This window comes from Clavibacter nebraskensis NCPPB 2581, from assembly GCF_000355695.1.
Lineage (GTDB): Bacteria > Actinomycetota > Actinomycetes > Actinomycetales > Microbacteriaceae > Clavibacter > Clavibacter nebraskensis.
On record NC_020891.1, the window covers coordinates 896,686 to 921,189 of the forward strand.

The 24,504-nt window shown below is 73.6% G+C and carries 20 protein-coding genes and 1 tRNA gene; 17 read left to right on the forward strand and 4 right to left on the reverse strand.

All coding sequences use genetic code 11. The features are described 5' to 3' along the window. Positions 1-3: 3 nt before the first annotated feature. Entirely contained in the window at positions 4-948 is a 945-nt protein-coding gene (locus CMN_RS04285; RefSeq protein WP_015489623.1) for a metallophosphoesterase, read from the reverse strand. Then, positions 948-3,485, reverse strand: coding sequence for a transglycosylase domain-containing protein (locus tag CMN_RS04290; protein WP_015489624.1), 2,538 nt, complete (start codon positions 3,483-3,485; stop codon positions 948-950). Before CMN_RS04290 ends, CMN_RS04285 begins: the two co-directional genes overlap by 1 nt. A 105-nt stretch (positions 3,486-3,590) precedes the next feature. Between CMN_RS04290 and sp36 the strand changes: the two genes are divergently transcribed. Together sp36 and CMN_RS04300 are read left to right on the forward strand one after the other, a co-directional pair. Beyond that, positions 3,591-3,773, forward strand: a complete 183-nt coding sequence (sp36, locus tag CMN_RS04295) for a Sp36 family protein (protein WP_012297657.1) — start codon at positions 3,591-3,593, stop codon at positions 3,771-3,773. Continuing rightward, positions 3,773-4,237, forward strand: coding sequence for a RidA family protein (locus tag CMN_RS04300; RefSeq protein ID WP_015489625.1), 465 nt, complete (start codon positions 3,773-3,775; stop codon positions 4,235-4,237). The genes sp36 and CMN_RS04300 overlap by 1 nt, the downstream gene beginning before the upstream one ends. A gap of 73 nt (positions 4,238-4,310) precedes the next feature. Here CMN_RS04300 and acs read toward each other — a convergent pair whose 3' ends face one another. Beyond that, entirely contained in the window at positions 4,311-6,350 is a 2,040-nt protein-coding gene (gene acs / locus CMN_RS04305) for an acetate--CoA ligase (RefSeq protein WP_015489626.1), read from the reverse strand. A 321-nt stretch (positions 6,351-6,671) separates the two neighbouring features. Here acs and CMN_RS04310 point away from each other — a divergent pair, with 321 nt between their 5' ends. From CMN_RS04310 to CMN_RS04380, 15 genes are all read left to right on the forward strand, one after another. After that, positions 6,672-7,943, forward strand: a complete 1,272-nt coding sequence (locus CMN_RS04310; protein WP_015489627.1) for a TadA family conjugal transfer-associated ATPase — start codon at positions 6,672-6,674, stop codon at positions 7,941-7,943. Further along, positions 7,940-8,947, forward strand: a complete 1,008-nt coding sequence (locus tag CMN_RS04315; protein ID WP_015489628.1) for a type II secretion system F family protein — start codon at positions 7,940-7,942, stop codon at positions 8,945-8,947. Before CMN_RS04310 ends, CMN_RS04315 begins: the two co-directional genes overlap by 4 nt. A 359-nt stretch (positions 8,948-9,306) precedes the next feature. Next, complete coding sequence (locus CMN_RS15545) at positions 9,307-9,516, forward strand: DUF4244 domain-containing protein (RefSeq protein ID WP_045929137.1); 210 nt, start codon at positions 9,307-9,309, stop codon at positions 9,514-9,516. Continuing rightward, a complete protein-coding gene (locus CMN_RS04325; RefSeq protein WP_015489630.1) occupies positions 9,513-9,914 on the forward strand; it encodes a TadE family type IV pilus minor pilin in 402 nt (133 codons plus the stop codon). The genes CMN_RS15545 and CMN_RS04325 overlap by 4 nt, the downstream gene beginning before the upstream one ends. Then, positions 9,898-10,263: an Rv3654c family TadE-like protein gene (locus CMN_RS04330; protein WP_045929133.1), complete on the forward strand. Its 366-nt coding sequence runs from the start codon at positions 9,898-9,900 to the stop codon at positions 10,261-10,263. Before CMN_RS04325 ends, CMN_RS04330 begins: the two co-directional genes overlap by 17 nt. Before the next feature lie 340 nt (positions 10,264-10,603). Beyond that, positions 10,604-13,534: a type I DNA topoisomerase gene (gene topA, locus CMN_RS04335; protein ID WP_015489632.1), complete on the forward strand. Its 2,931-nt coding sequence runs from the start codon at positions 10,604-10,606 to the stop codon at positions 13,532-13,534. Next, positions 13,531-14,166, forward strand: a complete 636-nt coding sequence (gene tmk / locus CMN_RS04340; protein ID WP_015489633.1) for a dTMP kinase — start codon at positions 13,531-13,533, stop codon at positions 14,164-14,166. The genes topA and tmk overlap by 4 nt, the downstream gene beginning before the upstream one ends. After that, complete coding sequence (locus CMN_RS04345; protein ID WP_015489634.1) at positions 14,163-15,437, forward strand: DNA polymerase III subunit delta'; 1,275 nt, start codon at positions 14,163-14,165, stop codon at positions 15,435-15,437. The genes tmk and CMN_RS04345 overlap by 4 nt, the downstream gene beginning before the upstream one ends. 17 nt (positions 15,438-15,454) lie before the next feature. Then, positions 15,455-17,011, forward strand: coding sequence for an alpha/beta hydrolase (locus CMN_RS04350; protein ID WP_227077745.1), 1,557 nt, complete (start codon positions 15,455-15,457; stop codon positions 17,009-17,011). 114 nt (positions 17,012-17,125) lie between these two features. Next, positions 17,126-17,201: transfer RNA gene (locus tag CMN_RS04355), tRNA-Thr, on the forward strand. A gap of 145 nt (positions 17,202-17,346) precedes the next feature. Then, positions 17,347-18,825: a D-alanyl-D-alanine carboxypeptidase/D-alanyl-D-alanine endopeptidase gene (gene dacB / locus CMN_RS04360; protein ID WP_015489636.1), complete on the forward strand. Its 1,479-nt coding sequence runs from the start codon at positions 17,347-17,349 to the stop codon at positions 18,823-18,825. 64 nt (positions 18,826-18,889) lie between these two features. Next, positions 18,890-19,480, forward strand: coding sequence for an isochorismatase family protein (locus CMN_RS04365; RefSeq protein ID WP_015489637.1), 591 nt, complete (start codon positions 18,890-18,892; stop codon positions 19,478-19,480). Positions 19,481-19,573: 93 nt separating this feature from the next. Then, positions 19,574-21,049, forward strand: coding sequence for an NAD-dependent succinate-semialdehyde dehydrogenase (locus CMN_RS04370; RefSeq protein ID WP_015489638.1), 1,476 nt, complete (start codon positions 19,574-19,576; stop codon positions 21,047-21,049). Continuing rightward, positions 21,049-21,861, forward strand: coding sequence for a TrmH family RNA methyltransferase (locus CMN_RS04375; RefSeq protein ID WP_015489639.1), 813 nt, complete (start codon positions 21,049-21,051; stop codon positions 21,859-21,861). Before CMN_RS04370 ends, CMN_RS04375 begins: the two co-directional genes overlap by 1 nt. Before the next feature lie 119 nt (positions 21,862-21,980). After that, positions 21,981-22,349 carry a DUF2834 domain-containing protein gene (locus tag CMN_RS04380; protein WP_015489640.1) on the forward strand — a complete coding sequence of 123 codons (369 nt, stop codon included), beginning with the start codon at positions 21,981-21,983 and terminating at the stop codon, positions 22,347-22,349. Positions 22,350-22,365: 16 nt separating this feature from the next. Here the strand turns inward: CMN_RS04380 and CMN_RS04385 are convergent, their stop codons facing one another. Next, positions 22,366-24,291 carry an ABC transporter ATP-binding protein gene (locus CMN_RS04385; protein ID WP_015489641.1) on the reverse strand — a complete coding sequence of 642 codons (1,926 nt, stop codon included), beginning with the start codon at positions 24,289-24,291 and terminating at the stop codon, positions 22,366-22,368. Positions 24,292-24,504: the final 213 nt, after the last annotated feature.

Here is a 24,504-nt window from a genome sequence, read left to right on the forward strand (position 1 = left end):
CGGTCAGACCGCGGTGAGCGTGAGCAGGGTCGCCTCCGGGTAGCAGGCGAAGCGGACCGGCGCGTAGATCGACGTGCCGAGGCCGGCACTCACGTGAAGGAACGCCGCGCGGTCGGCGTGCGGCCAGACGCTGAGGCCCTTCACCTGGCGCCGGGGGATGTCGCAGTTGGTGACGAGCGCGCCGTATCCCGGCACGCAGACCTGCCCCCCGTGGGTGTGCCCGGCGAAGATCATGCGGGCGCCGTTGGTGACGAACGAGTCGAGCACCCGGCGATAGGGGGCGTGCGCCACGCCCATCGACACGACCGGCGCATCCGAGGCGCCCTGGTAGGCCTCCCCGTCCTCGCGCAGCGCGTCGAGCGCGCCGGGGAGAGCCTCGAGGTGGTCGAAGTCACGGTGCGGGTCGTCGACCCCGAAGAACTCGAGCAGGGTGCCGTTGACCTCGATCGCGCCCGCGGCGTTGTTGAGGTCGACCCAGCCGAGGGAGGCGTACAGCCGCTCGAGCCGGGGGAGGTCGAGGTCGGCGGGCCGCTGGGTGGCGTGCGTGTTCGCGGTGAAGTACTTGAACGGGTTCTTGAGCATCGGCCCGTAGTAGTCGTTCGAGCCGTGCACGAAGACGCCGGGGATCCCGCGGAAGGCCTCGAGCGTCTCCTCGACGGCGACGATGCCCTGCTCATGCCCGGTGTTGTCGCCCGTGTCGACGACGAGGTCGGGCTTGAGCTCCGCCAGCTCGCGCACCCAGCGCTGCTTCTTGTGCTGCCACGGGGCCATGTGCATGTCCGAGAGGTGGAGCACGCGGATGGGGTCGGCGCCTACGGGGAGAACCGGCACCGTCACCTCGCGGAGGGTGAAGCGGCGCCGCTCGAAGAACGACGCGTACGCGAAGACCGCCGCGCCGGCGGCCGCGACGCCGCCGACGGTGCGCGCGATCGTGCCCACGACGCCCATCAGCTGCGTCCGATGTAGAGCGTGACGGGGCCGTCGCTCTGTTCACCGGCGGCGGGATCCGTGCGGGTCGCCTTCCCGATCTGCGAGTTGTCCTGCACCTGCTCCTGCGCCATGGTCACGTCGAAGCCGGCCGCGCGCAGGGTCTGCCGGGCGGTCGTCATGTCCTGCCCGCGCACGTCCGGGACGGTGCCCGGGGCGCCCTGCTGCTGGCTCTGATCGGGCCCGCTGCTGATGAACACCGTGACGGTGGACCCGCGCGCGGCGTTGGCGCCGGCGCCCGGGTCGGATCCGGCGACCTGCCCGGCGGGAACGGAGGAGGAGCGCGCGCCGCCCTGGGCGAAGGACAGGCCCACGCCCTCGATGGCCGATTGGGCGTCGGCCGGGGACATGCCCGACACGTCCGGCACCTGGACCGTCGGCGTGCGGGTCAGGTCCGCTGCCGGGCCGGGGAACGCCGATCCCTTGTAGACCGCGTTGACGGCCTGCATGAACGGCTTCCACACGGCGAACCGCGCGGTGGACATGAGCTGCCCGTTGGGGAGCTTGGTGTTGCGCTGCTGGATCTGCTGGCCCGAGGCGCTGCCGACCCAGATGGCCGTCGTGACCTCGGTGCTGGAGCCGACGAACCAGGTGTCCTTCGCCCTGTCGGTGGTACCGGTCTTGCCGATGAGCGGCGTGCCGTCGTTGGTGTTGGCGGCGGCACCCGTGGCGCTCATGACACCCGCGAGCGCGTAGGCGGCGGTGTGCGCGACGTCCTGGCTGACCGTCTCGCGGCAGTTCGCCGACGGGGGAGCGACTTCGGTGTCGTCCGGAAGGACCACCTTGTCGATCATGATCGAGTCGCACGTGGTGCCGTTGTTGGCCACGGTCGCGTAGGCCTGCGCCATCGTGAGGGGCGCGATGTTGTTGCCGCCCGAGCCGATGATGTCGGACACGTAGTTGGAGAGCGGCTTGCCCGGCACCGCCTGGTGGATGCCGATGTCCTTCGCGGTCTGGCCGATGCCGCACATGTCGAGCTCGGAGGCCATGGCCATGAACGCCGTGTTGGTGGAGTTCGCCGTACCCGACATCACGGTGCGGTTGGCACCCGGCGCGGCGCCGTCGTTGGTGACCTTGAGCACGTCGGAGCCGAGGTTGCCGCCCGTGCAGGAGTCCTGGAAGTCGCGCCCGCTCCAGGTGCCCTTCGAGGAGTTGACGACCTCGTTCACCGAGTGCCCCTCCTTCAGCCATTCCAGCAGGGTGACGAGCTTGTAGGTCGATCCCACCTGGAATCCGCCCGAGCCGCCGTAGTTCTGGTCGGTGTTGTAGTTGACGCTCGTGACGCCGCGCTGGTCGCTGTTGCCGTAGTCGGTGTTCTGCACCATTGCGATCACGCGGCCGGTCTTGGCCTCGACGCTCGTCATGGCGGATCCGACGTTGATGCTGTTCATCGTGGTCGGGATCTGCTTGCGCATGTCGTCCGTGGCCTTGGCCTGGAGGTCGAGGTTCAGCGTCGTGTAGATCTTGTAGCCGTTGCGGTTGAGGTTCCGACGGGCCTCGTCCGGGTTCGCGCCGAACTCCTTCGAGTTCTCGACGGTGTACTTGACCGCGTCGCAGAAGTACGCGGCGCTCGCGGGCTGGGCGGCGTTGCAGCCGCTCACCGAGGGCGTGATCGCGGGGGTGACGGGGGTGGCGATCGCCTCGTCGTGCTGCTCCTGCGTGATGCTGTGATGCTTGAGCATGTTGTCGATGAGGACGTCGCGGCGCTCCTTGTTGGCCTTGATGTTCCCGGGCTCGTCGATCCGCAGGGCCGTGGGGTAGTTCACGGTCGCGACGAGGCTCGCTGCCTGCGCGATGCTCAGGTCCTTCGCGTCCACGCCGTAGTAGTACTTCGCGGCCGACTGGATGCCGTAGACGCTGCCGCCGTAGTTCGCGATGTTGAGGTAGCCGAGCAGGATGTCGTTCTTCGAGAACTTCTTCTCGAGCCCGATCGCGAGGCGCATCTCCTTGAGCTTGCGGGCGGTCGACTCCTGCGTCGCCTCCGCATACGCCTTCTTGCCCGCGTCCGGATCCGTCTCGGCGAGCGTCTCCGCCTTCTGCACGAGCACGTTCTTCACGTACTGCATGGTGATCGTGCTCGCTCCCGACTCGACGCCGCCGCCGATGACGTTCTGCGCGAGCGCGCGGAACGTGGACTGCACGTCGACGCCGCCGTGCTCATAGAAGCGGGGGTCCTCCGTGTCGACGGCCGCGGCCTTCGCGTTGTCGGAGACCTCGTCCCAGCCCACCTCCTGGCGGTTCTGCGCGTAGAACTCCGCGAACTTCACCGGGTGTCCGCCCTGCGTGGCGTAGAGCTCGGTCTTCTGGGCCAGGTTGTCGATCTGCAGGTAGTCCGGCAGGTCCTCGAAGAGGCCGATCGTGTTGTTGGCCGCGAGGCTCGTGACGGCGATGGCTGGGGTGACCATCGCCGCCACCAGCACGCCGGCCACGGCGCTCATGCCGAGGACGCCCGTGAGCGCGGCGGCGACGCGGCCGGGCGTGTTCTTGGATGCAGACATAGACTCCAGAGTACGGGAAGGGTGTATGGGAACCCGTGAGACCTGTGCGCCGGCCGCCCGCGCCCGTCCCGTCATGCACCCCGACCCGACCGGCAAGGAGCCGAGATGACCGCAACGCCCGCGCAGTGGGAGTACCTCACCACGCCGCTGATGATCCACAACACCGCCGCCATCCTGAACACCTGGGGGTCCCAGGGCTGGGAGCTCGTGCAGGTCGTCACCGGCCCCGAGGGCGGGCTCGTCGCCTACATGAAGCGCCCGGTCGCCGGCGCGGAGCACGGCGCCTGATGGGCGTGATGTCCGACCGGCTGGCCGAGCTCGGCATCGAGCTGCCCGCGGTCGCGGCGCCCGTCGCCGCATACGTCCCCGCGGTCGTGCACGGCGGCCTCGTCTACACGAGCGGCCAGCTGCCCTTCGTCGACGGCGCGCTCGCCGCGACCGGCAAGGTCGGCGCCGAGGTGTCCGCCGAGGACGCGAAGGCGCACGCCCGCACCTGCGCCCTCAACGGGCTCGCGGCGGCGGCGGACGCGGCCGGCGGCGTCGACCGCATCGCGCGCGTCATCAAGGTCACGGGCTTCGTCGCGTCGGCCGAGGGGTTCACCGGGCAGCCGGGCGTGATCAACGGCGCGAGCGAGGTGCTGGGGGAGATCCTCGGCGACGCCGGGATCCACGCGCGTTCCGCCGTGGGCGTCGCGGAGCTGCCGCTCGGGTCTCCCGTCGAGGTCGAGCTCGTGATGGCGCTCGTCGAGTAGCCGCGGCGGGCACGTGAGGAGGGCCGGGCGCGCATCGCACCCGGCCCTCCTCATGCGCGGCTGTCCTCGGCCGTCAGCCCGCGGTCATCCGGTCGCTGATGACCTGCATCACCTGGGTGTCGGCCAGCGTGGTGGTGTCGCCGATCGCCCGGCCCTCCGCCACGTCGCGCAGCAGCCGCCGCATGATCTTCCCCGAGCGCGTCTTCGGCAGCTCCTGCACCACGAACACGCGGCGCGGCTTGGCGATGGCGCCGATCTGGTCGGAGACGTGCTTCCGCAAGACCTCGTTCGGGTCCGCGTCGCCGAGCGCGCTCGCCTCGGCCGTCCGGAGGATCACGAAGGCCACGACGGCCTGGCCCGTCGCCTCGTCGGACGCGCCCACGACCGCCGCCTCGGCCACGTACGGGTGCGCGACGAGCGAGGACTCGATCTCCGCGGTCGAGAGGCGGTGGCCGGAGACGTTCATCACATCGTCGACCCGGCCGAGCAGCCAGATGTCGCCGTCCTCGTCGAGCCGCGCGCCGTCGCCGGCGAAGTAGCGGTCGCCGAAGCGGTCCCAGTAGGTCTCGCGGTAGCGCTCCGGATCGCCCCAGATGCCGCGGAGCATGCCGGGCCACGGCTCGGTGACCACGAGGAGGCCGCTCTCGCCGCGGGCGACGGGCTCGCCGGCGTCGTCGACGACCGCGACGGAGATGCCGGGGATGGGTGACTGGGCGGATCCCGGCTTCGTCGCGGTGACGCCGGGGAGCGCGGAGATCATGATGCCGCCGGTCTCCGTCTGCCACCACGTGTCGACCACGGGCACGTCACCGCCGCCGATGACGTCGCGGTACCAGCGCCACGCCTCCGGGTTGATGGGCTCGCCGACCGAGCCGAGCAGCCGGATGGAGGAGAGGTCGCGCGCGTCCGGGATCTCCCGGCCGGTCTTCATGAAGGAGCGGATGGCCGTGGGAGCCGCGTACAGGATCGTCACGCCGTGCTTCTCCACGATGTCCCACCAGCGGCCGGGCTCCGGGGTGTCGGGCGTGCCCTCGTAGATCACCTGCGTGGCGCCGTTGGCGAGCGGGCCGTAGACGACGTAGCTGTGGCCGGTGATCCAGCCGACGTCCGCGGTGCACCAGTAGACGTCGGTCTCGGGGTGCAGGTCGAAGACGTTCCGGTGCGTGTACGCGGCCTGCGTGAGGTAGCCGCCCGACGTGTGCAGGATGCCCTTCGGCTTCCCGGTCGTGCCGCTCGTGTAGAGGATGAAGAGGGGGTGCTCGGCCTCGAACGCCTCCGCCTCGTGCTCCGGATCCGCGGCGGCCACGCGCTCGTGCCACCACAGGTCGCGGCTGTCGTCCCAGTCGACCTCGTTCTCGCCGCGCCTGACGACGAGGACGTGCTCGACGGATCCGGCCGATCCGACGAGCGCCGCGTCCACGGCGGGCTTCAGCGGGAACACCTTGCCCTTGCGCCAGCCGCCGTCGGCGGTGATCACCACGCGGGCCGCCGCGTCGTCGATGCGCGCGCGCAGGCTCTCGGCGCTGAAGCCGCCGAACACGACGGAGTGCACGGCGCCGATGCGCGCGACGGCGAGCATCGCGATGACGGCCTCCGGGATCATCGGGAGGTAGATCGCGACCCGGTCGCCCGCGACGACGCCCAGGTCCCGCAGGGCGTTCGCAGCGCGCTTGACCTCCGCGGTGAGCTCGGCGTAGGTGAGGTCGCGGGTGTCACCCGGCTCGCCCTCCCAGTGCAGCGCGACGCGGTCGCCGTGGCCCGCGAGCACGTGCCGGTCGAGGCAGTTGTAGGCCACGTTGAGCCGGCCGTCGGGAAACCAGCGGGCGACGGGCGCGTCCGACCAGTCGAGGACCGTCTCGAACGGGGTCTCCCAGGTCACGAGCTCGCGGGCCTGGTCGGCCCAGAAGCCGAGGCGGTCGGCGGCGGCGGCCGCGGCGAGCGACTCGTCGGCCACGCGCATCGCGCGGAACGCGTCCGACGGCGGGTGGACGGCGCTCGGCTCGGGCGTCGCGGCGGACGGGGAGGGGATGGTCGTCCCCGCCTCGTCCGGGTCGTGGTCGGCGGGCCTCGCGGCTCCGGTCTGGGTCGATCGGGGGTTCGTGGACATCGTCATCGTCATCCTCTCCGCGACCCACGTTAGCGGGTGGGCGGCCGGGCGCCGCGGGCGGATCCGCGCTGCCCGGGAGTCCGGTGGGGGAACGGCCAGAACACGCGTGACCCTCCCATGGGGGGAGGCCTGCGGCGTATGATCTTGCCGTCGGGTCAAGCCCGACGTGTGGCGGATCCAGGATTCCCCCGATCCTTCGTCACGTGGCGGCGCCCGTTCCCCCGATGGGCGCCGCCCCTCTCCTCCCCAGCAGGTCGCGGTGACGCCTCCTCCCCGCGTCGTGTCCGCCCGGCCACCACGGCGGACGGCCGCGCCTAGTGTCCGCGCATGATCGAGTGGCAGGCATCCGTCGTCGGTCGGGGCGTCCTCCCGAAGGAGGCGTCACGGCATCGGTCCGCGGGAGGTGCGGGCCCGGGCGCGGACGCGCGTCCACCCGTCGTCGCCCTCGCGGCGTTCGTCCCTCGGGCGCGGGCGCCCGTCGGGGCGCGTCGGGCTGCCGAGTCAGCCGACGACGGGGGATCGGACACCGGCGTCGCCCTGCACCTGCCGGCGGGCGGCCCCGCCGCCGTTCCCGCTCCGCTCCCGTCCCCGCGCCGGGTGCCGCGGGCGCTCGGTCCCCTCGCCCACCTGGCGCAGGATCCCCGGGCGACCGACGTGTTCGTCAACGGCGACGGCGAGGTGTGGGTGGACCGCGGATCCGGTCCCGAGCGCCGACCCGACGTCGACCTCGGTGGTGAGCCGTCCGTGCGGGCGCTCGCCGTGCGGCTGGCCGCGGAGGGCGGGCGGCACCTGGACGAGGCGGCGCCGTGCGTGGACGTGCGGCTGGGCGACGGAATGCGCATCCACGCGGTGCTGCCGCCCGTGTCGACGCGCGGCACGCTGCTCTCCATCCGGCTCCCCTCGCGGGTGCGGCCGACTCTCGACGCGCTCGACGCGGCGGGAGCGTTCCCGCCCGGCTGTCGCGCGCTGCTCGAGGAGGCGGTGCGCCGACGCACGAACCTCCTGATCACGGGGGCCGGCGGCAGCGGCAAGACGACCCTGCTCGGCGCGCTGCTCGCAAGGGCGGATCCGCGGGAGCGCATCGTGCTCGTCGAGGACGTCGCCGAGCTGCGGGTGCGGCACGCGCACGTCGTGTCCCTGGAGGCCAGGCAGGCGAACATAGAGGCGGCCGGGGAGCTGTCCCTGCCCCGCCTGGTGCGGGAGGCGCTGAGGATGCGGCCGGACCGGCTGGTCGTGGGGGAGTGCCGCGGCAGCGAGATCCGGGAGCTGCTCGGCGCGCTCAACACCGGGCACGACGGAGGCGCGGGCACCCTGCACGCCAACGGCGTGGCGGACGTGCCGGCCCGGCTCGAGGCCCTCGGCGCGCTCGCCGGCATGGACGCGGTCACGACGGCACGCCAGGCGGTGAGCGCGATCGGACTCGTCATCCACCTGGCGAGGACGCCGCAGGGCCGCCGGGTGACGGCGGCAGGGCGCCTCGCGACCGGCGACGGCGGACGCCTGCGTGTCATGCCCGTGCGCTGGGATCCCGGCGCGGGTCCGATGGCGCAGCCCGCGGTGGCAGCGTCGGCGTCGGACGCACGCAGGACCGGCTCATGATCGGGCGCTCCCGCGCCGTTCCGCTGCGGCGGCGTCTGCGCGGCGGGAGCGACGAGGCGGTCGTCGAGGAGGCGGAGGAGATCGCCGCGTTCGTCCGACGCCTCGCGGTGCTGCTCGGTGCGGGCTTGCACCTCGAGCGCGCGTGGTCGCAGCTGGCGCCGCCGGACGCGCGGGTCCGCCGGGGGGAGCGCGCGGTGGCCGCCCTGGCCCGACGCGTGGCCGCGGGCGACGGATCGGCTCCCCTCGCCGAACGCATCGTGGCAACGGCCACCGCGGTCGAGGGGGCGGGCGGCTCGACCGCGCGATCGTGGTGCGCGCTCGCCGCCGGGCTCGAGGTCGCGGACCGCACGGGAGCGCCGCTCGCGCGGTCCCTCCACCGGCTCGCCGACTCCCTCGTCGACGTCGCCCGGGTGCGCCGCGATGCCGGGACGGCGCTCGCGGGGCCGGTGGCGACCAGCCGCACGGTGCTCCTCATGCCCGGTGCCGGCCTGCTCCTGGCCGCCGGGCTCGGGTTCGATCCGCTGCGCGTCCTCGTCACCACCGTGCCGGGGCTGGCGTGCCTCGTCGCCGGTTCCTCGCTCGTGGCGATCGGGTGGCGATGGAACCGCGGCCTGGTGCGACGGGCCGTCTCGCGCGAGCCGGCGCCGGGGCTCGTGCTCGACCTGGTGGCGATGGCCATGTCCGGCGGCGCGTCCGTGCCCCGCGCGGTGGCGGTCGTCCGCCGCGCGTGCGAGCGCGCCGGGCTGCGCACCGGCGACGACCTCGATGCCGTCGGGTCGGTGGTGGACGCGGCCGCTCGCACGGGTGCACCCGTCGCCGTGCTCCTCGGGAGCGAGGCGGAGCGGATCCGCAGGGACGCCGCCACCCGGGCCGAGCGGGCGGCGGCGCGTCTGGCGGCGCAGCTCATGCTGCCGCTGGGCGTGTGCATCCTCCCGGCGTTCCTGGCGGTGGGCGTCGTGCCGATGCTCCTGGCTGTCGTGTCCTCAACACTCGGCCGCGGGTGACGGCGTCCACCGTCGCGGATCCCGCCGGGGGCAGAGCCCTGCTGGCGGGGCATGGTGACGTCCCGGCCGATGGTCGGCGGGGACAGGACGGCGGGCAGCGCCCGCCAGAGGGAGAGGACGAGGACATGGGACGAATCGAGGAGCGGGTGCACCCGCTCGACGTGCGTGGCGCGGGGGCCGCGGCGGCTCGGGGATCCGCATCCGGGACGAGCGGGACCGCGGTGGCACCGGAGGGTCGCGCCGTCTGGCCGCTGGCCGCGGCTCCGGTGACGGCGGGTCCGTCACGATCGTCGGGATCCGCGGTGAGCTGCGCGAGGAGCTGCGGCGGGGAGGTGGCGACGGCGCCCCCGAGGCTCGTCCTGTCGCGGTCCGCGCGTGTCGCCAGGGCCGCGCGTCGTGCGCTCCTCTGCCGCGCAGCGGACGACGGGGGCGCGGCAACCGCCGAGTACGCCATCGCGACCATGGCGGCGGTGGCGTTCGCCGGACTGCTCGTGGTCATCCTGCAGAGCGACGAGGTCCGCGGCATGCTCCTCGACCTCGTGCGGCGTGCCCTGACCTACGACCGGTGATCCCGCTCGCCGGGGCGGCCGGGAGCCCGCACCACGATCCGCGGGCCGTCCCCGTCGCGGACCGCGGGGCGGCGGCCGCGGAGCTCGCGGTCGTGCTGCCCGCGGTCGTGCTGGTCCTCGGGTTGTGCCTGGGCGCGGTGCAGACGGTCGGCCAGCAGGTCGTGCTGACCTCCGCAGCGGAGGAGGCGGCACGGAGCATCGGACGCGGGGAGGACGCGGGCACGGCATCGGCGCGCATCGAGGGCGCGGCCGCGGGAGCGTCCATGGCGGTCGATCGGTCGGGTCACGCCGTCTGCGTCCGGCTCACGGCGCCCAGCCGATTCGGGCCCGCGGGCGCTGCCGGGCTCCGCGTCTCGGCGCGGGGGTGTGCATGGCAGGAGGATGCGGGTGCCCCGTGACGGCGACGGCGGCTCGGGCACCGTGGTCGCGGTCGGCGTGCTCGGAGCGGTCACCGCTCTCGCGCTGGCCACGGTCGCCGTCTCCTCGGTGCTCGTGGAGAGGGCGGCCGCCGCGGGGGCCGCGGACTCCGGAGCGCTCGCCGCGGCGGATGTCGCAGCGGGGTTCGCGACCGGCTCCCCCTGCTCGGCGGCCGAGGAGGTCGTGGTCGCCGCCGGGGCGTCGCTCATGGGATGCGAGGTCACGGGCACGACGGCGGTCGTGCAGGTGGAGCGCCACGGCGGTCCGATGGGCATCCCGGTGACGGCGCGTGCACGAGCCGGTCAGCCTCCGTCCGGGGCGTCGGGGTGACCCGCACCAGTGCCGTGTCCCGGGCGTCGTCCCTGTCGTGCCTGAGCCGAGGCGTGCCGGTCCCGAGCGTCTCGCCGCCGGCTCGCGAGAGCGGGGGAGCCGCCATCGGGCGCCCCCGTCCACGTCCGAGCGGGGCGCTCCGGCCCGGCCGCGGCGCCGCCGGGACGCGTCGCGTCCGGGCGGCGCCGCGATTAGGTGGCCGGTCGGTACGCGTGTGTATGGTGTGCCTTGTCGGGGACCCCGCCGCACGTCGCCCCGGATCGGATCCGATCCGAGCGGGCACGAATCCCGGACACCGGGCCGGACACCGGCCCCCATGAACGCATATATAAGGAGTCACGTGCCCGGCACGAAGAAGTTGGTCATCGTCGAGTCGCCGGCCAAGGCCAAGACGATCGCCCAGTACCTGGGCAGCGGCTACGAGGTGCAGGCGTCCGTGGGCCACATCCGCGACCTCATCGAGCCCAAGAACCTGCCGCCCGAGCTCAAGAAGGGCACGCTCGGCAAGTTCTCCGTGGACGTCGAGAACGGCTTCGAGCCGTACTACGTCGTCAGCGACCAGAAGAAGAAGACGGTCGCCGACCTCAAGAGGGCGCTCAAGGACGCCGACGAGCTCTTCCTCGCGACGGATGAGGACCGCGAGGGTGAGGCCATCGCCTGGCACCTCCTGCAGGTGCTCAAGCCGAAGGTGCCGGTCAGGCGGATGGTCTTCCACGAGATCACCAAGGAGGCCATCGAGCGCGCCCGCGACAGCACGCGCGACATCGACACGGCCCTCGTGGACGCGCAAGAGACACGACGCATCCTCGACCGCCTCTACGGCTACGAGGTGTCGCCCGTGCTGTGGCGCAAGGTCGGACCCGGCCTGTCGGCCGGCCGCGTGCAGTCCGCCGCCACCCGGCTGGTCGTCGACCGCGAGCGCGAGCGCCTGGCGTTCGTCACCGCCGCCTACTGGGACCTCACGGCATCGCTCTCGCCGCTCGAACAGGAGCTGCCGTTCGACGCCCGGCTCGTCCGCATCGACGGCGCCCGCATCGCCACGGGCCGCGACTTCGACGACAAGGGCGCGCTCAAGAACGACTCGCGCCCGCTCGACGCGAGCAGCGCCGAGGGCCTCGCCGTGGCCCTCCGCGACCCGTCCGTCCCGCTGAAGGTGCAGAGCGTCGAGTCGAAGCCGTACACGCGTCGCCCCGCCGCGCCGTTCACCACGTCGACGCTCCAGCAGGAGGCGGCGCGCAAGCTGCGCTTCTCCGCCCGGCAGACCATGAGCGTCGCGCAGTCGCTCTACGAGAACGGGTACATCACCTACATGCGCACCGACTCGCCCTCGCTGTCGCAGCAGGCGATCAACGCGGCGCGCAAGCAGGCCGCGGAGCTCTACGGGCCCGAGACCGTGCCGGACAAGCCGCGCCTCTACGCGGGCAAGAGCAAGAACGCGCAGGAGGCCCACGAGGCCGTCCGCCCCGCCGGCGAGACGTTCCGCACGCCGCAGCAGCTCGCCTCCACGCTGCGCGGCAACGACCACAAGCTCTACGACCTCATCTGGAAGCGCACCATCGCGTCGCAGATGGCGGACGCGAAGGGATCCACGGCGTCGGTCGTCATCGCCGCCGGGCCCACGTCCGCGGGCGAGGTGGCCGAGTTCGCCGCATCGGGCACGGTCATCACGTTCCGCGGCTTCCTGGCCGCGTACGAGGAGAGCCGCGACGAGGAGCGCCACGGCGCCGCCGAGCCGCGCGAGGCGAAGCTGCCCGACCTCAAGAAGGGCCAGGACCTGCGCCTCGTCGACGTCGACGCCAAGGGGCACGAGACCAGCCCGCCGCCGCGCTACACGGAGGCGAGCCTCGTCAAGACGCTCGAGGAGCTGGGTATCGGTCGCCCGTCGACCTACGCCGCCATCATCTCGACCATCGTCGACCGCGGCTACGTCACCCCGCGCGGCACGGCTCTCGTCCCGAACTGGATCGCCTTCTCGGTGGTGCGGCTGCTGGAGGAGTTCTTCACGGAGCTGGTGCAGTACGACTTCACGGCCGGGATGGAGGACGACCTCGACCGCATCGCCGAGGGTTCGGCCGAGCGCGTCGACTGGCTGAAGGGCTTCTACTACGGCAACGACGCGCACAAGGGGCTCCGCCCCACGATCGACAACCTCGGCGAGATCGACGCCAAAGAGATCAACTCTCTGCGCATCGCCGACGACATCACGCTCCGCATCGGCAAGTACGGGCCGTACCTCGAGGTGCACGAGGCGGGTGCCGCCGCGGACGCGACGCCCCGCCGCGTCAACCTGCCGGAGGACCTCGCGCCGGACGAGCTGACGGCCGCGAAGGCGCGCGAGCTCATCGACGCCCCCGTCGTCACCGACCGCGTCATCGGCATCAACCCCGCGAACGGCAAGCAGGTCGTGGCGAAGGACGGTCGCTACGGCCCCTACGTCACCGAGCTCGATCCTGAGCCCGAGGCGGCGCCGGCCGCCCCCGCTGGCGGCGTCGACCCGGCCACGGGCGAGGTGCTCGAGAGCGCGACGACGGCGACGACCGCGGCGACCGCGAAGAAGGCGCCCGCCAAGAAGCCCGCCGCGAAGAAGGCGGCGGCCGTCAAGCCGCGCACCGCCTCCATCTTCAAGTCCATGGACCTCGCGACGGTCGACCTCGAGACGGCCCTGCGCCTCCTCGACCTCCCGCGCGTCGTCGGCGAGGACCCGGAGACGGCCACGCCCATCACGGCGCAGAACGGCAAGTACGGCCCGTACCTGAAGAAGGGCACGGACTCGCGGTCGCTCACGAGCGAGGAGCAGATCTTCGAGATCGACCTGCCCGGCGCCCTCGAGGTGTTCGCGCAGCCCAAGTACGGCGCCCGTCGCCCCTCCAGTGCGCTCAAGGAGTTCGACGCGGATCCGGTCAGCGGGAAGGGCATCAAGGTGAAGGACGGCCGCTTCGGTCCGTACGTCACGGACGGCGAGACCAACGCCACGATCCCGAAGAGCGAGTCCGTCGAGGACATCGACTTCGACCGGGCCGTCGAGCTGCTCGCCGACAAGCGCGCCAAGGGGCCGGCGAAGCCGAAGGCCAAGGCGAAGGCCCCGGCGAAGGCGAAGACCACAACGGCGAAGACCACCGCGGCGAAGACGACCACGGCGAGGACGACCGCGACGAAGGCGACCACCGCCAAGGCGACCACCGCGAGGTCGGCAGCCGCCACGAAGGCCGCGGCGACACGGGCCGCCAACAAGGCGGCCGCTGCTGCGGCGACGGCGGCCGACGCGACGTGACCGGCGTCTTCATCACCCTGGAGGGCGGCGACGGCGTGGGGAAGTCCACGCAGTCGGCGCTCCTCCGGGGATGGCTCGAGGACGAGGGCCACGAGGTCGTCGTCACCCGCGAGCCGGGCGGCAGCGACCTCGGGGTGGAGATCCGCGAGATCGTGCTGCATCGTCGCGGGCACATCGCGCCGCGCGCCGAGGCGCTGCTGTACGCGGCCGACCGCGCGCACCATGTCGAGACCGTCGTCCGGCCGGCCCTCGAGCGGGGCGCGGTCGTCCTGCAGGACCGCTACCTCGACTCGTCCGTCGCCTACCAGGGGGCCGGTCGCGTGCTGGACGCCGCCGAGATCCGCGACCTGTCGCTGTGGGCCGCGCAGGGCCTCCTTCCCGACCTGACCGTGCTGCTCGACCTCGACCAGGCCGCCGCGCGGGTCCGCCTCGACGCCGCGCGCACCCGCTTCGACCGGCTCGAAGCCGAGCGCGCCGACTTCCACGAGCGCGTGCGCCAGGCGTTCCTCGGGCTCGCCGGCGCGGAGCCGGGGCGCTTCCTGGTCGTCGACGCCGGGCGCCCCCGTGAGGAGATCGCCGCGGAGATCCGCACCCGGGCGCAGGCGCTGATCACGGCGGGAGCCTCCGCGTGAGCGACGCGGCGACCGACCGCGCGTCCGCGCCGACGGCGTCCGCGACGCCCGCGACCGGTGCGCAGCCGTCCACGACGCCCGGGAGCCCCGACGGATGGGCCATCTGGGACGAGCTCACGGGCCAGTCGGAGGCCGTCGCCCTGCTCGCCGCCGCCAGCAGCCCCCGGGCCACCGCGCGCGACGCCGCCGGCACCGCGCTCGCGCACTCCTGGCTCATCACCGGGCCTCCCGGATCCGGCCGCTCGAACCTCGCCTACGCCTTCGCGACTGCGCTGCTCAGCGACGGCACGCCGGACGGCGACGCGGCGACCGCCCGTCAGGTCGCCGCCCGCAGCCACCCCGACCTCGGCGTGCTCGCGACCGAGCGGGTCATCATCGCCATCGACGAGGTGCGCGCGCTCGTCACGTCGTCGCAGTACTCGCCGTCGGTCGGCCGGTACCGCGTCATGGTCGTCGAGGACGCCGACCGCATGACGGAGCGCACGTCGAACCTCCTGCTGAAGGCGCTCGAGGAGCCGCCGGAGCGCACCATCTGGATCCTCTGCGCGCCCAGCGAGGCCGACCTGATCCCGACCATCCGCTCCCGCGTGCGCAGCGTGCGCTTGCGCATCCCGTCGGTCGAGGACGTGGCCGCCCTGATCCAACGTCGCGACGGCGTCGACGCCGCCACGGCGACGCGCGCGGCCCGCGAGGCGCAGAGCCACATCGGCATGGCGCACCGGCTCGCCACCGACGCGGAGGCCCGCGAGCGCCGCAGCCGCACCCTGGAGCTCGCGCTCGGGATCCGCTCGGTCGGCGACGCCGTGCGCGCGGCCGCCGCGATGCTCGAGCTCGCGGGCCAGGACGCCAAGGCCTTCGCGGTGCAGCGCGACGCCGACGAGCGCGAGCGCGCGCTCCGCTCGCTCGGCGTGCAGGAGGGCGGGTCGATCCCGCCGCAGCTGCGCGCGCAGATCCGGCAGCTCGAGGAGGACCAGAAGCGGCGCGCCACGCGGAGCCTCCGCGACGGCATCGACCGGATCCTCGTCGACCTCATGTCCCTGCACCGCGACGTGCTCCTGCACCAGCTGGGCGCGGACCTGCCCCAGGTGAACGAGGCGATCGCCCCGCGGATCGCGGAGGCCGCCGGGGCCGGGTCCGCGGCGGCGTCGCTCGCGGTCCTCGACGCGGTCGGCGTGGCTCGGCGCCGGATCAACGGCAACGTCGCGCCGGCGCTCGCCCTGGAGGCCATGCTCGTCTCCATCACCCGCACGCGCCCGGCGGGTGGAGCGTGATGCGCCGCAGGACGCGGATGATGTCCGTCCGCCGTGCTGGATCCCTGGGCGCGGTCCTCCTCGCCGCGGCCGTCGCGCTCAGCGGCTGCGGCCTCATCCCCGTGCCCGAGCCGCGCAGCTCCACGTCGAGCCCGACGACGGAGGACGTCGCGCCCGACCTCGCGCGGTACTACGAGCAGACCCTCGCGTGGTCCCCGTGCGAGGACGGCGCGCAGTGCGCGACCGCGACGGCGCCGCTCGACTGGTCCGCGCCGGATCCGGCCACCGACATCCAGCTCGCCCTCGTGCGGCACACCGCCCGCGGCGCCGACGGGCCGCGCGGATCGCTCTTCGTCAACCCGGGCGGACCGGGCGCGTCCGGCGTCGACTTCGTGAAGGCCAGCGTCGACTACGCGGTCTCGCGCGACCTGCAGGACGCGTACGACGTCATCGGCTGGGATCCCCGCGGCGTGGGGGCGTCGACCGCCGTCGACTGCCTCGACGACGCCCAGCTCGACTCCTTCCTCTACGGCGAGACCGAGGCGCCTCCCGGCACCCCGGCGCACGACGAGGAGCTGGTGCAGGCGTCGAAGTCGTTCGCGGAGTCCTGCGCCGCCCGATCCGGCCCGCTGCTGCAGTTCATCGACACGCAGAGCACCGTGCACGACCTCGACATGCTGCGAGCCCTGGTGGGCGACGAGAGGCTGAACTACCTCGGCTACTCCTACGGCACGAGCATCGGCGCGCAGTACGCGCAGGACTTCCCCGGGCACGTGGGGCGCATGGTGCTCGACGGCGCGACGGACCCGGCCGCGAGCTCGTTCGATGTGCTGCTCGCGCAGACGAAGGGATTCCGCACCTCGTTCGAGTCGTACATGGCGGCGTGCCTCGCGGGTCAGGGGTGCCCGTTCCGCGGATCCGTCGACGAGGGCGAGGAGACCGTCGCGACCCTCCTCGACCGCCTCGACCAGAGTCCGCTGCGCGCCGCCGACGGGCGCGAGCTCGACGGGCAGGTCATGCGCAGCGCCATCGACTCCGCGCTCTACAGCGAGCAGCAGTGGCCGGCGCTCACGACCGCGTTCGCCGAGGCCCTCCGCGGCGAGTCCGGTACGGCCTTCGCGCTCGCCGACTCCTACTTCGGTCGCAAGCCCGACGGCACGTACAGCGGCAACTTCTCCGAGGCGTTCCTCGCCATCCAGTGCATCAACTACCCGGTGGAGCGCGATCCGGCGGTGCTCGTGACGGAGGCGGCCGAGATCCGGGCCGCCGCCGGCGAGCTGGCCGACGACGACACCTCCCGCGACGGCGAGCCGGACCCGCTCTGCGGCAACTGGCCGTACCCGGCCCGGGATGCCCCGGCGCCCGTGTCGGCGGAGGGCGCGGCGCCCATCGTCGTCGTCGGGACCACGGGCGATCCGGCCACGCCCTACTCGTGGGCCGAGGCGCTCGCGGGCCAGCTCTCCTCGGGCGTGCTCCTCACCTACCGCGGCGAGGGGCACATCGCCTATGACGAGCGGGATCCGTGCATCGTGTCCGCGGTGGACGGCTACCTGCTGGGCGGGGATCCGCCGGCTTCCGGCACGACCTGCGGGTGACCCGGGTGCGCCGGGCCCCGGGCGGGGCGGCCCTGCGCCGTCCGTGTGCGGGAGCAGCCTCCGGCATCCGGTATGCTCTCTATTCGTGCCCGGTACTCGCTGAGTCCGGGCCGGGCCGCCTTAGCTCAGTCGGTAGAGCATCTCACTCGTAATGAGAAGGTCGTCAGTTCGATTCTGACAGGCGGCTCCACCATCCCTCCTCCCCGTCCCCTCCCGTCGTCCGTCGACGAGGCGCGACGCGGCATCCCCGTCCCCCACAGGGCGACCTCGTCGGCCACGTCCCCGGGGTGCCGGCGGCCGGACGGACCCTCGGGCCCGGCGTCTAACATGGCCCCATGCGATCCCCAGCCGACGGCCCCGACCGCGCGCGCGCCGACCGCACCGATCGGGTCGCCCGCGCGTCCCGCGCCCGTGACCGCCGTCGCACCCGCTCCCTGCCGGCTGCCGTCGCCGTGGTCGCCCTGCTCGCCGCCGGTGCCGTCGGCGCCGGCGCTCTCACGGGCCGTGCCGGCAGCGACTCCACGAGCGTCGCCGCCACCGCGGATCCGACGCCCACCCCGAGCCCGACGCCCACCGAGGCGCCGCCGCGGCCCGCGCCTGCCGACCAGGCCGCCGCGCGCGACCTCCGCATGTGCTCCATCGCGTCCCTGGCGCAGGATCCGCGCCTCGCCACCTTCGAGGGCCAGGTCCGCGACGCCGCGACCGGCCGCGTGCTGTTCGACCGGAACGGCAGCACGCCGGAGCGCACGGCGAGCGTCATGAAGGTCATCACCTCGGCCGCCGCCCTCGCGGCGCTCGGCCCCGATCGCCGCATCGCCACCACGGTGGTGCGCGGGTCCGAGCCGGGCACGGTGGTTCTGGTCGGCGGCGGGGACCCGACCCTGTCGCGCCTCACCTCCGGCAGCTCGGTCTACCCGGGTGCGCCCCGCCTCAGCGACCTCGCCCAGCAGGTGCGCGCGGCCTGGGCCGCGGATCCGGCGACGGCCGGCACGCCCATCACCCGCATCGTGCTCGACACCTCCCTGTTCTCCGGCGAGACCTGGGCACCGTCCTGGGCCGCGACCGAGCGGAAGGCGGGGTACTCGAGCTTCATGACGCCGCTGCAGCTCGACGCCGACCGGGCGGATCCCGCCGCCGTCGTCTCCGCCCGCAGCGAGGATCCGCTGGCGCGCGTCGGCAGCACCTTCCGCTCCATGCTCGGCGGGTCCGCCGACGTCACGCAGGGCACGGCTCCCGCCGGCGCCGCGGTGCTCGGCAAGGTCGAGTCGCAGCCGGTGTCGTCGCTCATCCAGACCGCGCTCATCAACTCCGACAACGTGCTCGCGGAGTCGCTCGCGCGGCTCGTGAGCATCCAGGTCGGCGCGGGGAACACGCAGCAGTCGCTGGCAGCAGGGATCCCGAAGGCCCTGCAGGCGTACGGGCTCGACACCTCCACGCTCACCATCGTCGACGGCCAGGGCCTCAGCCCCGACAACCGGGTGCCGCCGTCGCTCCTGGCCCAGCTGATGATCCAGGTCGACCAGCGCCAGCAGGCGCTCGGCTACCTGCACGACGGCCTGCCGGTCGCGGGCCGCACCGGCACGCTCTCCAGCCGCTTCACCGGCGACAGCGCGGTCGCCCGCGGGCACGTCGTGGCCAAGACCGGCTGGATCGACACCGGCTACACCCTCGCCGGCATCGTCGACGCGGCGGACGGCACGAAGCTGACCTTCGCCTTCTACGCCATCGGGAACGTGACGGGGGACGCGAAGATCGCCCTGGACGCGCTGGCAGCGGGCACGTACCGCTGCGGGGCGGATCTGGTGGACGAGTGACGCGCGGCCCGGTCCCGGGCGGCGGACACACGGCACCGGGCCCGGCCCGGGGAAGGAGCGGCGCATGAGCAGGGCCTTGTTCATCATCGACGTGCAGAACGACTTCACGGAGGGCGGCGCGCTCGGCGTCGACGGCGGCGGCGACGTCGCGCGGGGGATCACCCGCCTCCTCGCCGCGGAGCCGTACCGCTACGACCACGTGCTCGCGTCCCGCGACTGGCACGAGGCCACGGGCGGCAACGGCGGGCACTTCGCCGCGGCCGGCACCGTCCCCGACTACTCCACCACCTGGCCCGAGCACTGCGTGCAGGGCACCCACGGCGCCGAGTACCACCCCGACCTCGACGTCACCGCCGTCGACTTCCACGTCCAGAAGGGCCAGGGCGCGCCCGCCTACTCGATCTTCGAGGGCACGACGGAGGACGGCGTGCCGCTGGCGGACCTGCTGGCACTGCACGGGATCACCGACATCGACGTGGTCGGCCTCGCGACCGACTACTGCGTGCTCGCCTCGGCGCTCGACGCGGTGCACCAGGGCAAGCGCGTGCGGATCCTCGCCGACCTCGTCGCGGGCGTCGCGCCGGCCACCAGCGCCGCCGCCCTCGACCGCCTGCGCGACGCCGGGGCCGAGATCGTCGAGGGTCCGGCCGACTGACGGTCGGCGCGGCCGGCGCGGCCGCGAGCCCGGGCGCGCACCAGCGCGAGGACGAACACGAGCACGACACCTCACGGAAGAAGCGAGGACACCATGAGCGCATCCACCGAGACCGACCTCCTGTCGGGCACGCCCACCACCCTGCTCATCGCGGGCGAGCGGGTGGACGCGGAGGGCGGGTCGACGTTCGAGGTCCGGGATCCCGCGACCGACGCCGTCATCGCGCACGTCGCCGACGCGAGCCCCGCGGACGGCGCGCGCGCCCTCGACGCGGCGGTCGACGCGCAGGCGGCGTGGGCGGCGACGGCGCCGCGCGCCCGGGGCGAGATCCTCCGCCGCGCGTTCGACCTGCTCCAGGAGCGCAAGGACGAGTTCGCGCTCCTCATGACGCTCGAGATGGGCAAGCCGCTGGCCGAGTCGCTCGGCGAGGTGACCTACGGAGGCGAGTTCCTCCGCTGGTTCTCCGAGGAGGCCGTGCGCATCACGGGCCGCTACGGCACGAACCCCGAGGGGACCGGCCGCATGATCGTGTCGCAGCATCCGGTCGGGCCGGTGCTGCTCATCACCCCCTGGAACTTCCCGCTCGCGATGGCGACCCGCAAGATCGCGCCGGCGCTCGCCGCGGGCTGCACCGTGGTCATCAAGCCTGCCGACCTCACGCCGCTCACCACGCTCCGGTTCGCCGAGCTGCTGGCCGAGGCGGGGCTGCCCGCGGGCGTCCTCAACGTGATCCCCACCACGGAGGCCGCCGACGTCACCGGCCCGCTCATCGCCGACCCGCGGCTCCGCAAGCTGAGCTTCACCGGATCCACGCCCGTCGGCCGCCAGCTCGGCGCGCAGGCCGCGCAGAACGTGCTGCGCGTCTCGCTCGAGCTCGGCGGCAACGCGCCGTTCATGGTCTTCGCCGACGCCGACCTCGACGAGGCCGTGGAGGGCGCCATGGCGGCGAAGTTCCGCAACGTCGGGCAGGCGTGCACGGCGGCGAACCGCTTCATCGTCGAGGCGTCGATCGCGGACGCGTTCGCCGACCGGCTGCAGGAGCGCATCGACCGGATGCGGATCGGCCGCGGCACCGAGGAGGGCGTCACGGTCGGACCGCTCATCGACGGCCGCGCCGTCGACAAGGCCGACCGGCTGGTGCGCGACGCCGTCGAGCGCGGCGCCACCGTGCGCGCGGGCGGCGCGCCCGGCGAGGGCGTGGGCCACTTCTACCCGCCGACGCTCGTCACGGGCGTCGCCGAGGGCAGCGACATCCTGCGGGAGGAGATCTTCGGGCCGGTCGTCGCGATCGTGCCGTTCAACGACGAGGACGACGCAGTGCGGCTCGCCAACGACACCGAGTTCGGGCTCGTCTCCTACGTCTTCACCCGGGACCTCGCCCGCGGACAGCGGATGATCGAGCGGCTCGAGACGGGCATGACCGGCCTCAACATGGGCGTCATCTCCAACGCCGCCGCGCCGTTCGGCGGCGTGAAGCAGTCGGGGCTCGGCCGGGAGGGCGGGCTCGAGGGGATCCACGAGTACCTGAACACGAAGTACACGCTCACGCCCGACCCCTTCGCGTCGTAGTGGCGCACGTCGTCCCGGTCGAGGACCTGGCGGATCCGCGGCTCGCCGACTACAGCCACCGCACCGACGTCGCGCTCCGCAAGGCCGAGGGCGCGGGGCACGGGATCTACCTGGCCGAATCCGCGCTGGTGCTGGAGCGGGCGCTGAGGGCCGGGCACGTGCCGCGGTCGGTGCTGGCGCTCGGCGGCACCGTCGACGAGGCGCTCGCGCTCGTGGGCGACCGGGACGTGCCGGTGTTCACCGGGCCAGGCGAGCTCCTCGCGGAGCTCACCGGCTACGTGCTGCACCGCGGCGTCGTCGCGTCGCTCGACCGGCCGGCGCTGCCGTCGGTCGCGTCGCTGCTCGTGGATGCCCGGCGCGTCGTGGTGCTCGAGGACGTCGTGGATCCCACCAACGTCGGCGCGATCTTCCGCTCGGTCGGCGCGATCGGGGCGGACGCGGTGCTCGTCACGCCCCGCTGCACGGATCCGTTCTACCGCCGGGCCATCCGCGTCAGCATGGGCACGGTGCTGCAGGTGCCGTGGACGCGCACGGGGGAGTGGCCGGAGACGCGCGCCGCCCTGGCGGACACCGGGTTCCATGTGGCGGCGCTCGCGCTGACGCCGGACGCCGTGTCGATCCGCGACTTCCCGGCCGAGGAGCACGAGCGGCTCGCCATCGTGCTCGGGTCGGAGGGGCCGGGGCTGTCGGCGGAGGCGATCCGGTCGGCGGACACGGTGGTGCGGATCCCGATGGCGCACGGCATCGACTCGCTCAACGTGGCGGCGGCCAGCGCGGTCGCGCTCTACGCGCTGACGGCGCCGGCCCGCTGATCGCGCGGGCCGCTCCGTCCGCAGGCGGGCAGCGGGCAGGTCCATGACCGATCCCGGGCCGACGGCGCAGCTCGCGACGTGAGCGCCTAGCCTGGCCACATCCACGAGAAGGGGTCCCCATGAGCACGCGTCCCGCACGCCGGCGCCCCACGCGCCTCGCCGTCGTCTACCTGGTGCTCGCGGCGGCCGGCCTCGTGCTGACGTGGTCGGCGAACATCCGCGTCGTCATGGAGGGCCGCGACTTCCTCGCCGACCTGTCCGCGGGCGGTCCGGCGGTCTCGTCGCTCTCGTGGGACCTGCTCATCGCGGCGGTCGCGAGCGTGGTCTTCATCATCGTCGAGGGGCGGCGGCTGCGGATGCGGCGCGTCTGGATCTACGTGCTGCTGGCCCCGCTCGTGGCGTTCGCGGTCGCCCTGCCGGTGTTCCTGGCGGCACGGGAGATGCACCTGAGCGCGCCGGATCGGACGGAGCCGACGCCGGGAGGGTGATCGCGCCGGAGCGCCGCTACACGAGCAGCTGGTGCTTCGCGAGGTCGCGGTAGAGCGGCGTCGAGACGACGAGCTCCGCGTGCGTGCCGGTGCCGACGACGCGGCCCTTCTCGACGACCACGATGAGGTCGCTGTCGACGACGGTCGAGAGCCGGTGCGCGATCACGATGAGGGTGCGGTGCTCGGCGACCGCGTCGATGGCCTTGCGGAGCAGCTGCTCGTTGAGGCCGTCGAGGCTGGAGGTCGACTCGTCGAGCAGCAGGATCGGCGGGGCCGACAGCAGCGTGCGCGCGATCGCGAGGCGTTGGCGCTCGCCGCCGGAGAGCATGATGCCGTCCTCGCCCACGGGCGCGTCGAGGCCGAGCTCGTTGCGGGCGAGCACCTCGGTGAGGTTCACGGCGTGCAGGACCTGGATGCAGTCCTCGTCGGTCGCGTCGAACGCGGTGAGCGTGAGGTTCTCGCGGAGCGTGCCGGCGAGCACGGGGGCGTCCTGCTCGACGTAGCCGATCTGGCGGCGCAGATCCTCGCGGTCGAGCGTGCGGATGTCGCGGCCGCCGACGCGCACGACGCCGGACGTCGGGTCGTAGAAGCGCTCGATGAGAGCGAGGATCGTGCTCTTGCCCGCGCCCGAGGGGCCGACGAGCGCGATCCGCGTTCCCCGCTCGGCGCGGAAGCTGATGCCCTGGAGGACGCCGCCGCCCGTGCGGTCGGCGCCGGGAGCGGAGTCCGCGGCGTCCGCCGGGGCCGCGGGTGCCTCGTCCGTCGCGTCGTCTCCCGTGCCCGCCTCCGCCGCCACCGGGTACGCGAACCGCACGTCCTCGAGCTCGACGGCGGGCGCGTCCGTGCGGTCCGCCGCCGCAGGCACGCCGTCGCGGAGACGCCCGGCGAGCTCGGCGTCGCCGTCGGTCTCCACCGGCAGCTTCACGATCTCCTGGATCCGGCCGAGCGCGCCGAGCGCCTGGTTGACCGCGGTCACGGCACCGAACGCCTGGCCGAGCGGCATGATCATGAGGAAGAGGAACAGGATGAAGGCCACGAGGTCGCCGACCGTGATGGCGCCCGACGCGACGCGGAATCCGCCCACGCCGACCACCACGAGGAACGACGCCTGCAGCGCGATGCCCGCGATCGGCACGACCACGGCGGACGCCTTCGCGACCTTGATGCCCATCTCCCAGGCGCCCTCGGCGTCGGCCTCGATGGTGCGGATCTCGCGGTCGGTGGCGTTGCTCGCGCGGACCGTGCGGATCGCGCCGATGGCCCGCTCGACGCTCGCTGCCAGGTCGCCCACCTTGCGCTGCGCGCGCTGGCTGGCGACGCGGATCCGCCCGGACAGGCCCACGACCGCGACAACCGAGACGGCGACGACCAGCACGGTGAGGCTGAGGAGCACGGGGTCGATGATGAGCATCGCGATGATGGCGCCGAGGAACGTGACCGCGCCGCCGATCGCCTCGACGAGGCCCTGCGTGAGGACGGCGCGCAGGAGCGTGGTGTCGGAGCCGACGCGCGAGACGAGGTCGCCCGTGCGGCGCGTGTCGAACTCGGAGATGGGGAGGCGGAGGATCCGGCGCACGAGCGTGCGCCGCGACGAGAGGACGATGCCCTCGCCCATGCGCTGCAGCAGGTAGTGCTGGTAGCCGGAGAGCACGCCGGACACGACGACCAGGCCGACGAGCGCCCAGACGAGCACGCCCAGCTGGCCGCCCTCCTGCACGACGCCGACGACCCGCTGCACGAGGAGCGGCTGGCCGAGGCTCGCGGCCGCGCCGAGCACGCTCAGCAGCACGACGAAGGCCATGAGACCGCGCTGCTCGAGGATGTAGGGGAGGAGCTCCGAGAAGCGGGCGCGGGGCCCGTCGTCGGCGGCGTCGCGGCGGGCGAACGGGTTGCGGGAGCGGGCGCGCGGCGCGGCGGCGGTCTCGGGGCGGGCGGTGCTCATGCGTGGTCTCCCGGGTGGTGGGTGCGATCGTGATGCGCGGCAGCAGGTCGGACGGCTGCGAGGTCCGGAGCTCTGGGCGCCTGCGCCCGGTGGAGCGGACGCGTCGCATCGCCATCAGGACTCTACGCGCCGTCCGCCGCGCGTCCGCCGTGGCGGCGAGCCCCCCGGCATTCCCGCCCATGGTGGAAACCCGCCCCGCTCCCTAGGCTGGCT

What these genes read in the sequence shown, in the direction of transcription:
- sp36 (WP_012297657.1), top strand. Translation starts at nt 3,591, where the DNA reads ATGACCGCAACGCCCGCGCAGTGGGAGTACCTCACCACGCCGCTGATG.
- CMN_RS04385 (WP_015489641.1), bottom strand. Translation starts at nt 24,291, where the DNA reads ATGAGCACCGCCCGCCCCGAGACCGCCGCCGCGCCGCGCGCCCGCTCC.
- CMN_RS04370 (WP_015489638.1), top strand. Translation starts at nt 19,574, where the DNA reads ATGAGCGCATCCACCGAGACCGACCTCCTGTCGGGCACGCCCACCACC.
- acs (WP_015489626.1), bottom strand. Translation starts at nt 6,350, where the DNA reads ATGACGATGTCCACGAACCCCCGATCGACCCAGACCGGAGCCGCGAGG.
- CMN_RS04290 (WP_015489624.1), bottom strand. Translation starts at nt 3,485, where the DNA reads ATGTCTGCATCCAAGAACACGCCCGGCCGCGTCGCCGCCGCGCTCACG.
- CMN_RS04350 (WP_227077745.1), top strand. Translation starts at nt 15,455, where the DNA reads ATGATGTCCGTCCGCCGTGCTGGATCCCTGGGCGCGGTCCTCCTCGCC.
- CMN_RS04300 (WP_015489625.1), top strand. Translation starts at nt 3,773, where the DNA reads ATGGGCGTGATGTCCGACCGGCTGGCCGAGCTCGGCATCGAGCTGCCC.
- CMN_RS04285 (WP_015489623.1), bottom strand. Translation starts at nt 948, where the DNA reads ATGGGCGTCGTGGGCACGATCGCGCGCACCGTCGGCGGCGTCGCGGCC.
- CMN_RS04315 (WP_015489628.1), top strand. Translation starts at nt 7,940, where the DNA reads ATGATCGGGCGCTCCCGCGCCGTTCCGCTGCGGCGGCGTCTGCGCGGC.
- CMN_RS04310 (WP_015489627.1), top strand. Translation starts at nt 6,672, where the DNA reads ATGATCGAGTGGCAGGCATCCGTCGTCGGTCGGGGCGTCCTCCCGAAG.
- CMN_RS04365 (WP_015489637.1), top strand. Translation starts at nt 18,890, where the DNA reads ATGAGCAGGGCCTTGTTCATCATCGACGTGCAGAACGACTTCACGGAG.
- dacB (WP_015489636.1), top strand. Translation starts at nt 17,347, where the DNA reads ATGCGATCCCCAGCCGACGGCCCCGACCGCGCGCGCGCCGACCGCACC.
- CMN_RS04330 (WP_045929133.1), top strand. Translation starts at nt 9,898, where the DNA reads ATGCGGGTGCCCCGTGACGGCGACGGCGGCTCGGGCACCGTGGTCGCG.
- CMN_RS04380 (WP_015489640.1), top strand. Translation starts at nt 21,981, where the DNA reads ATGAGCACGCGTCCCGCACGCCGGCGCCCCACGCGCCTCGCCGTCGTC.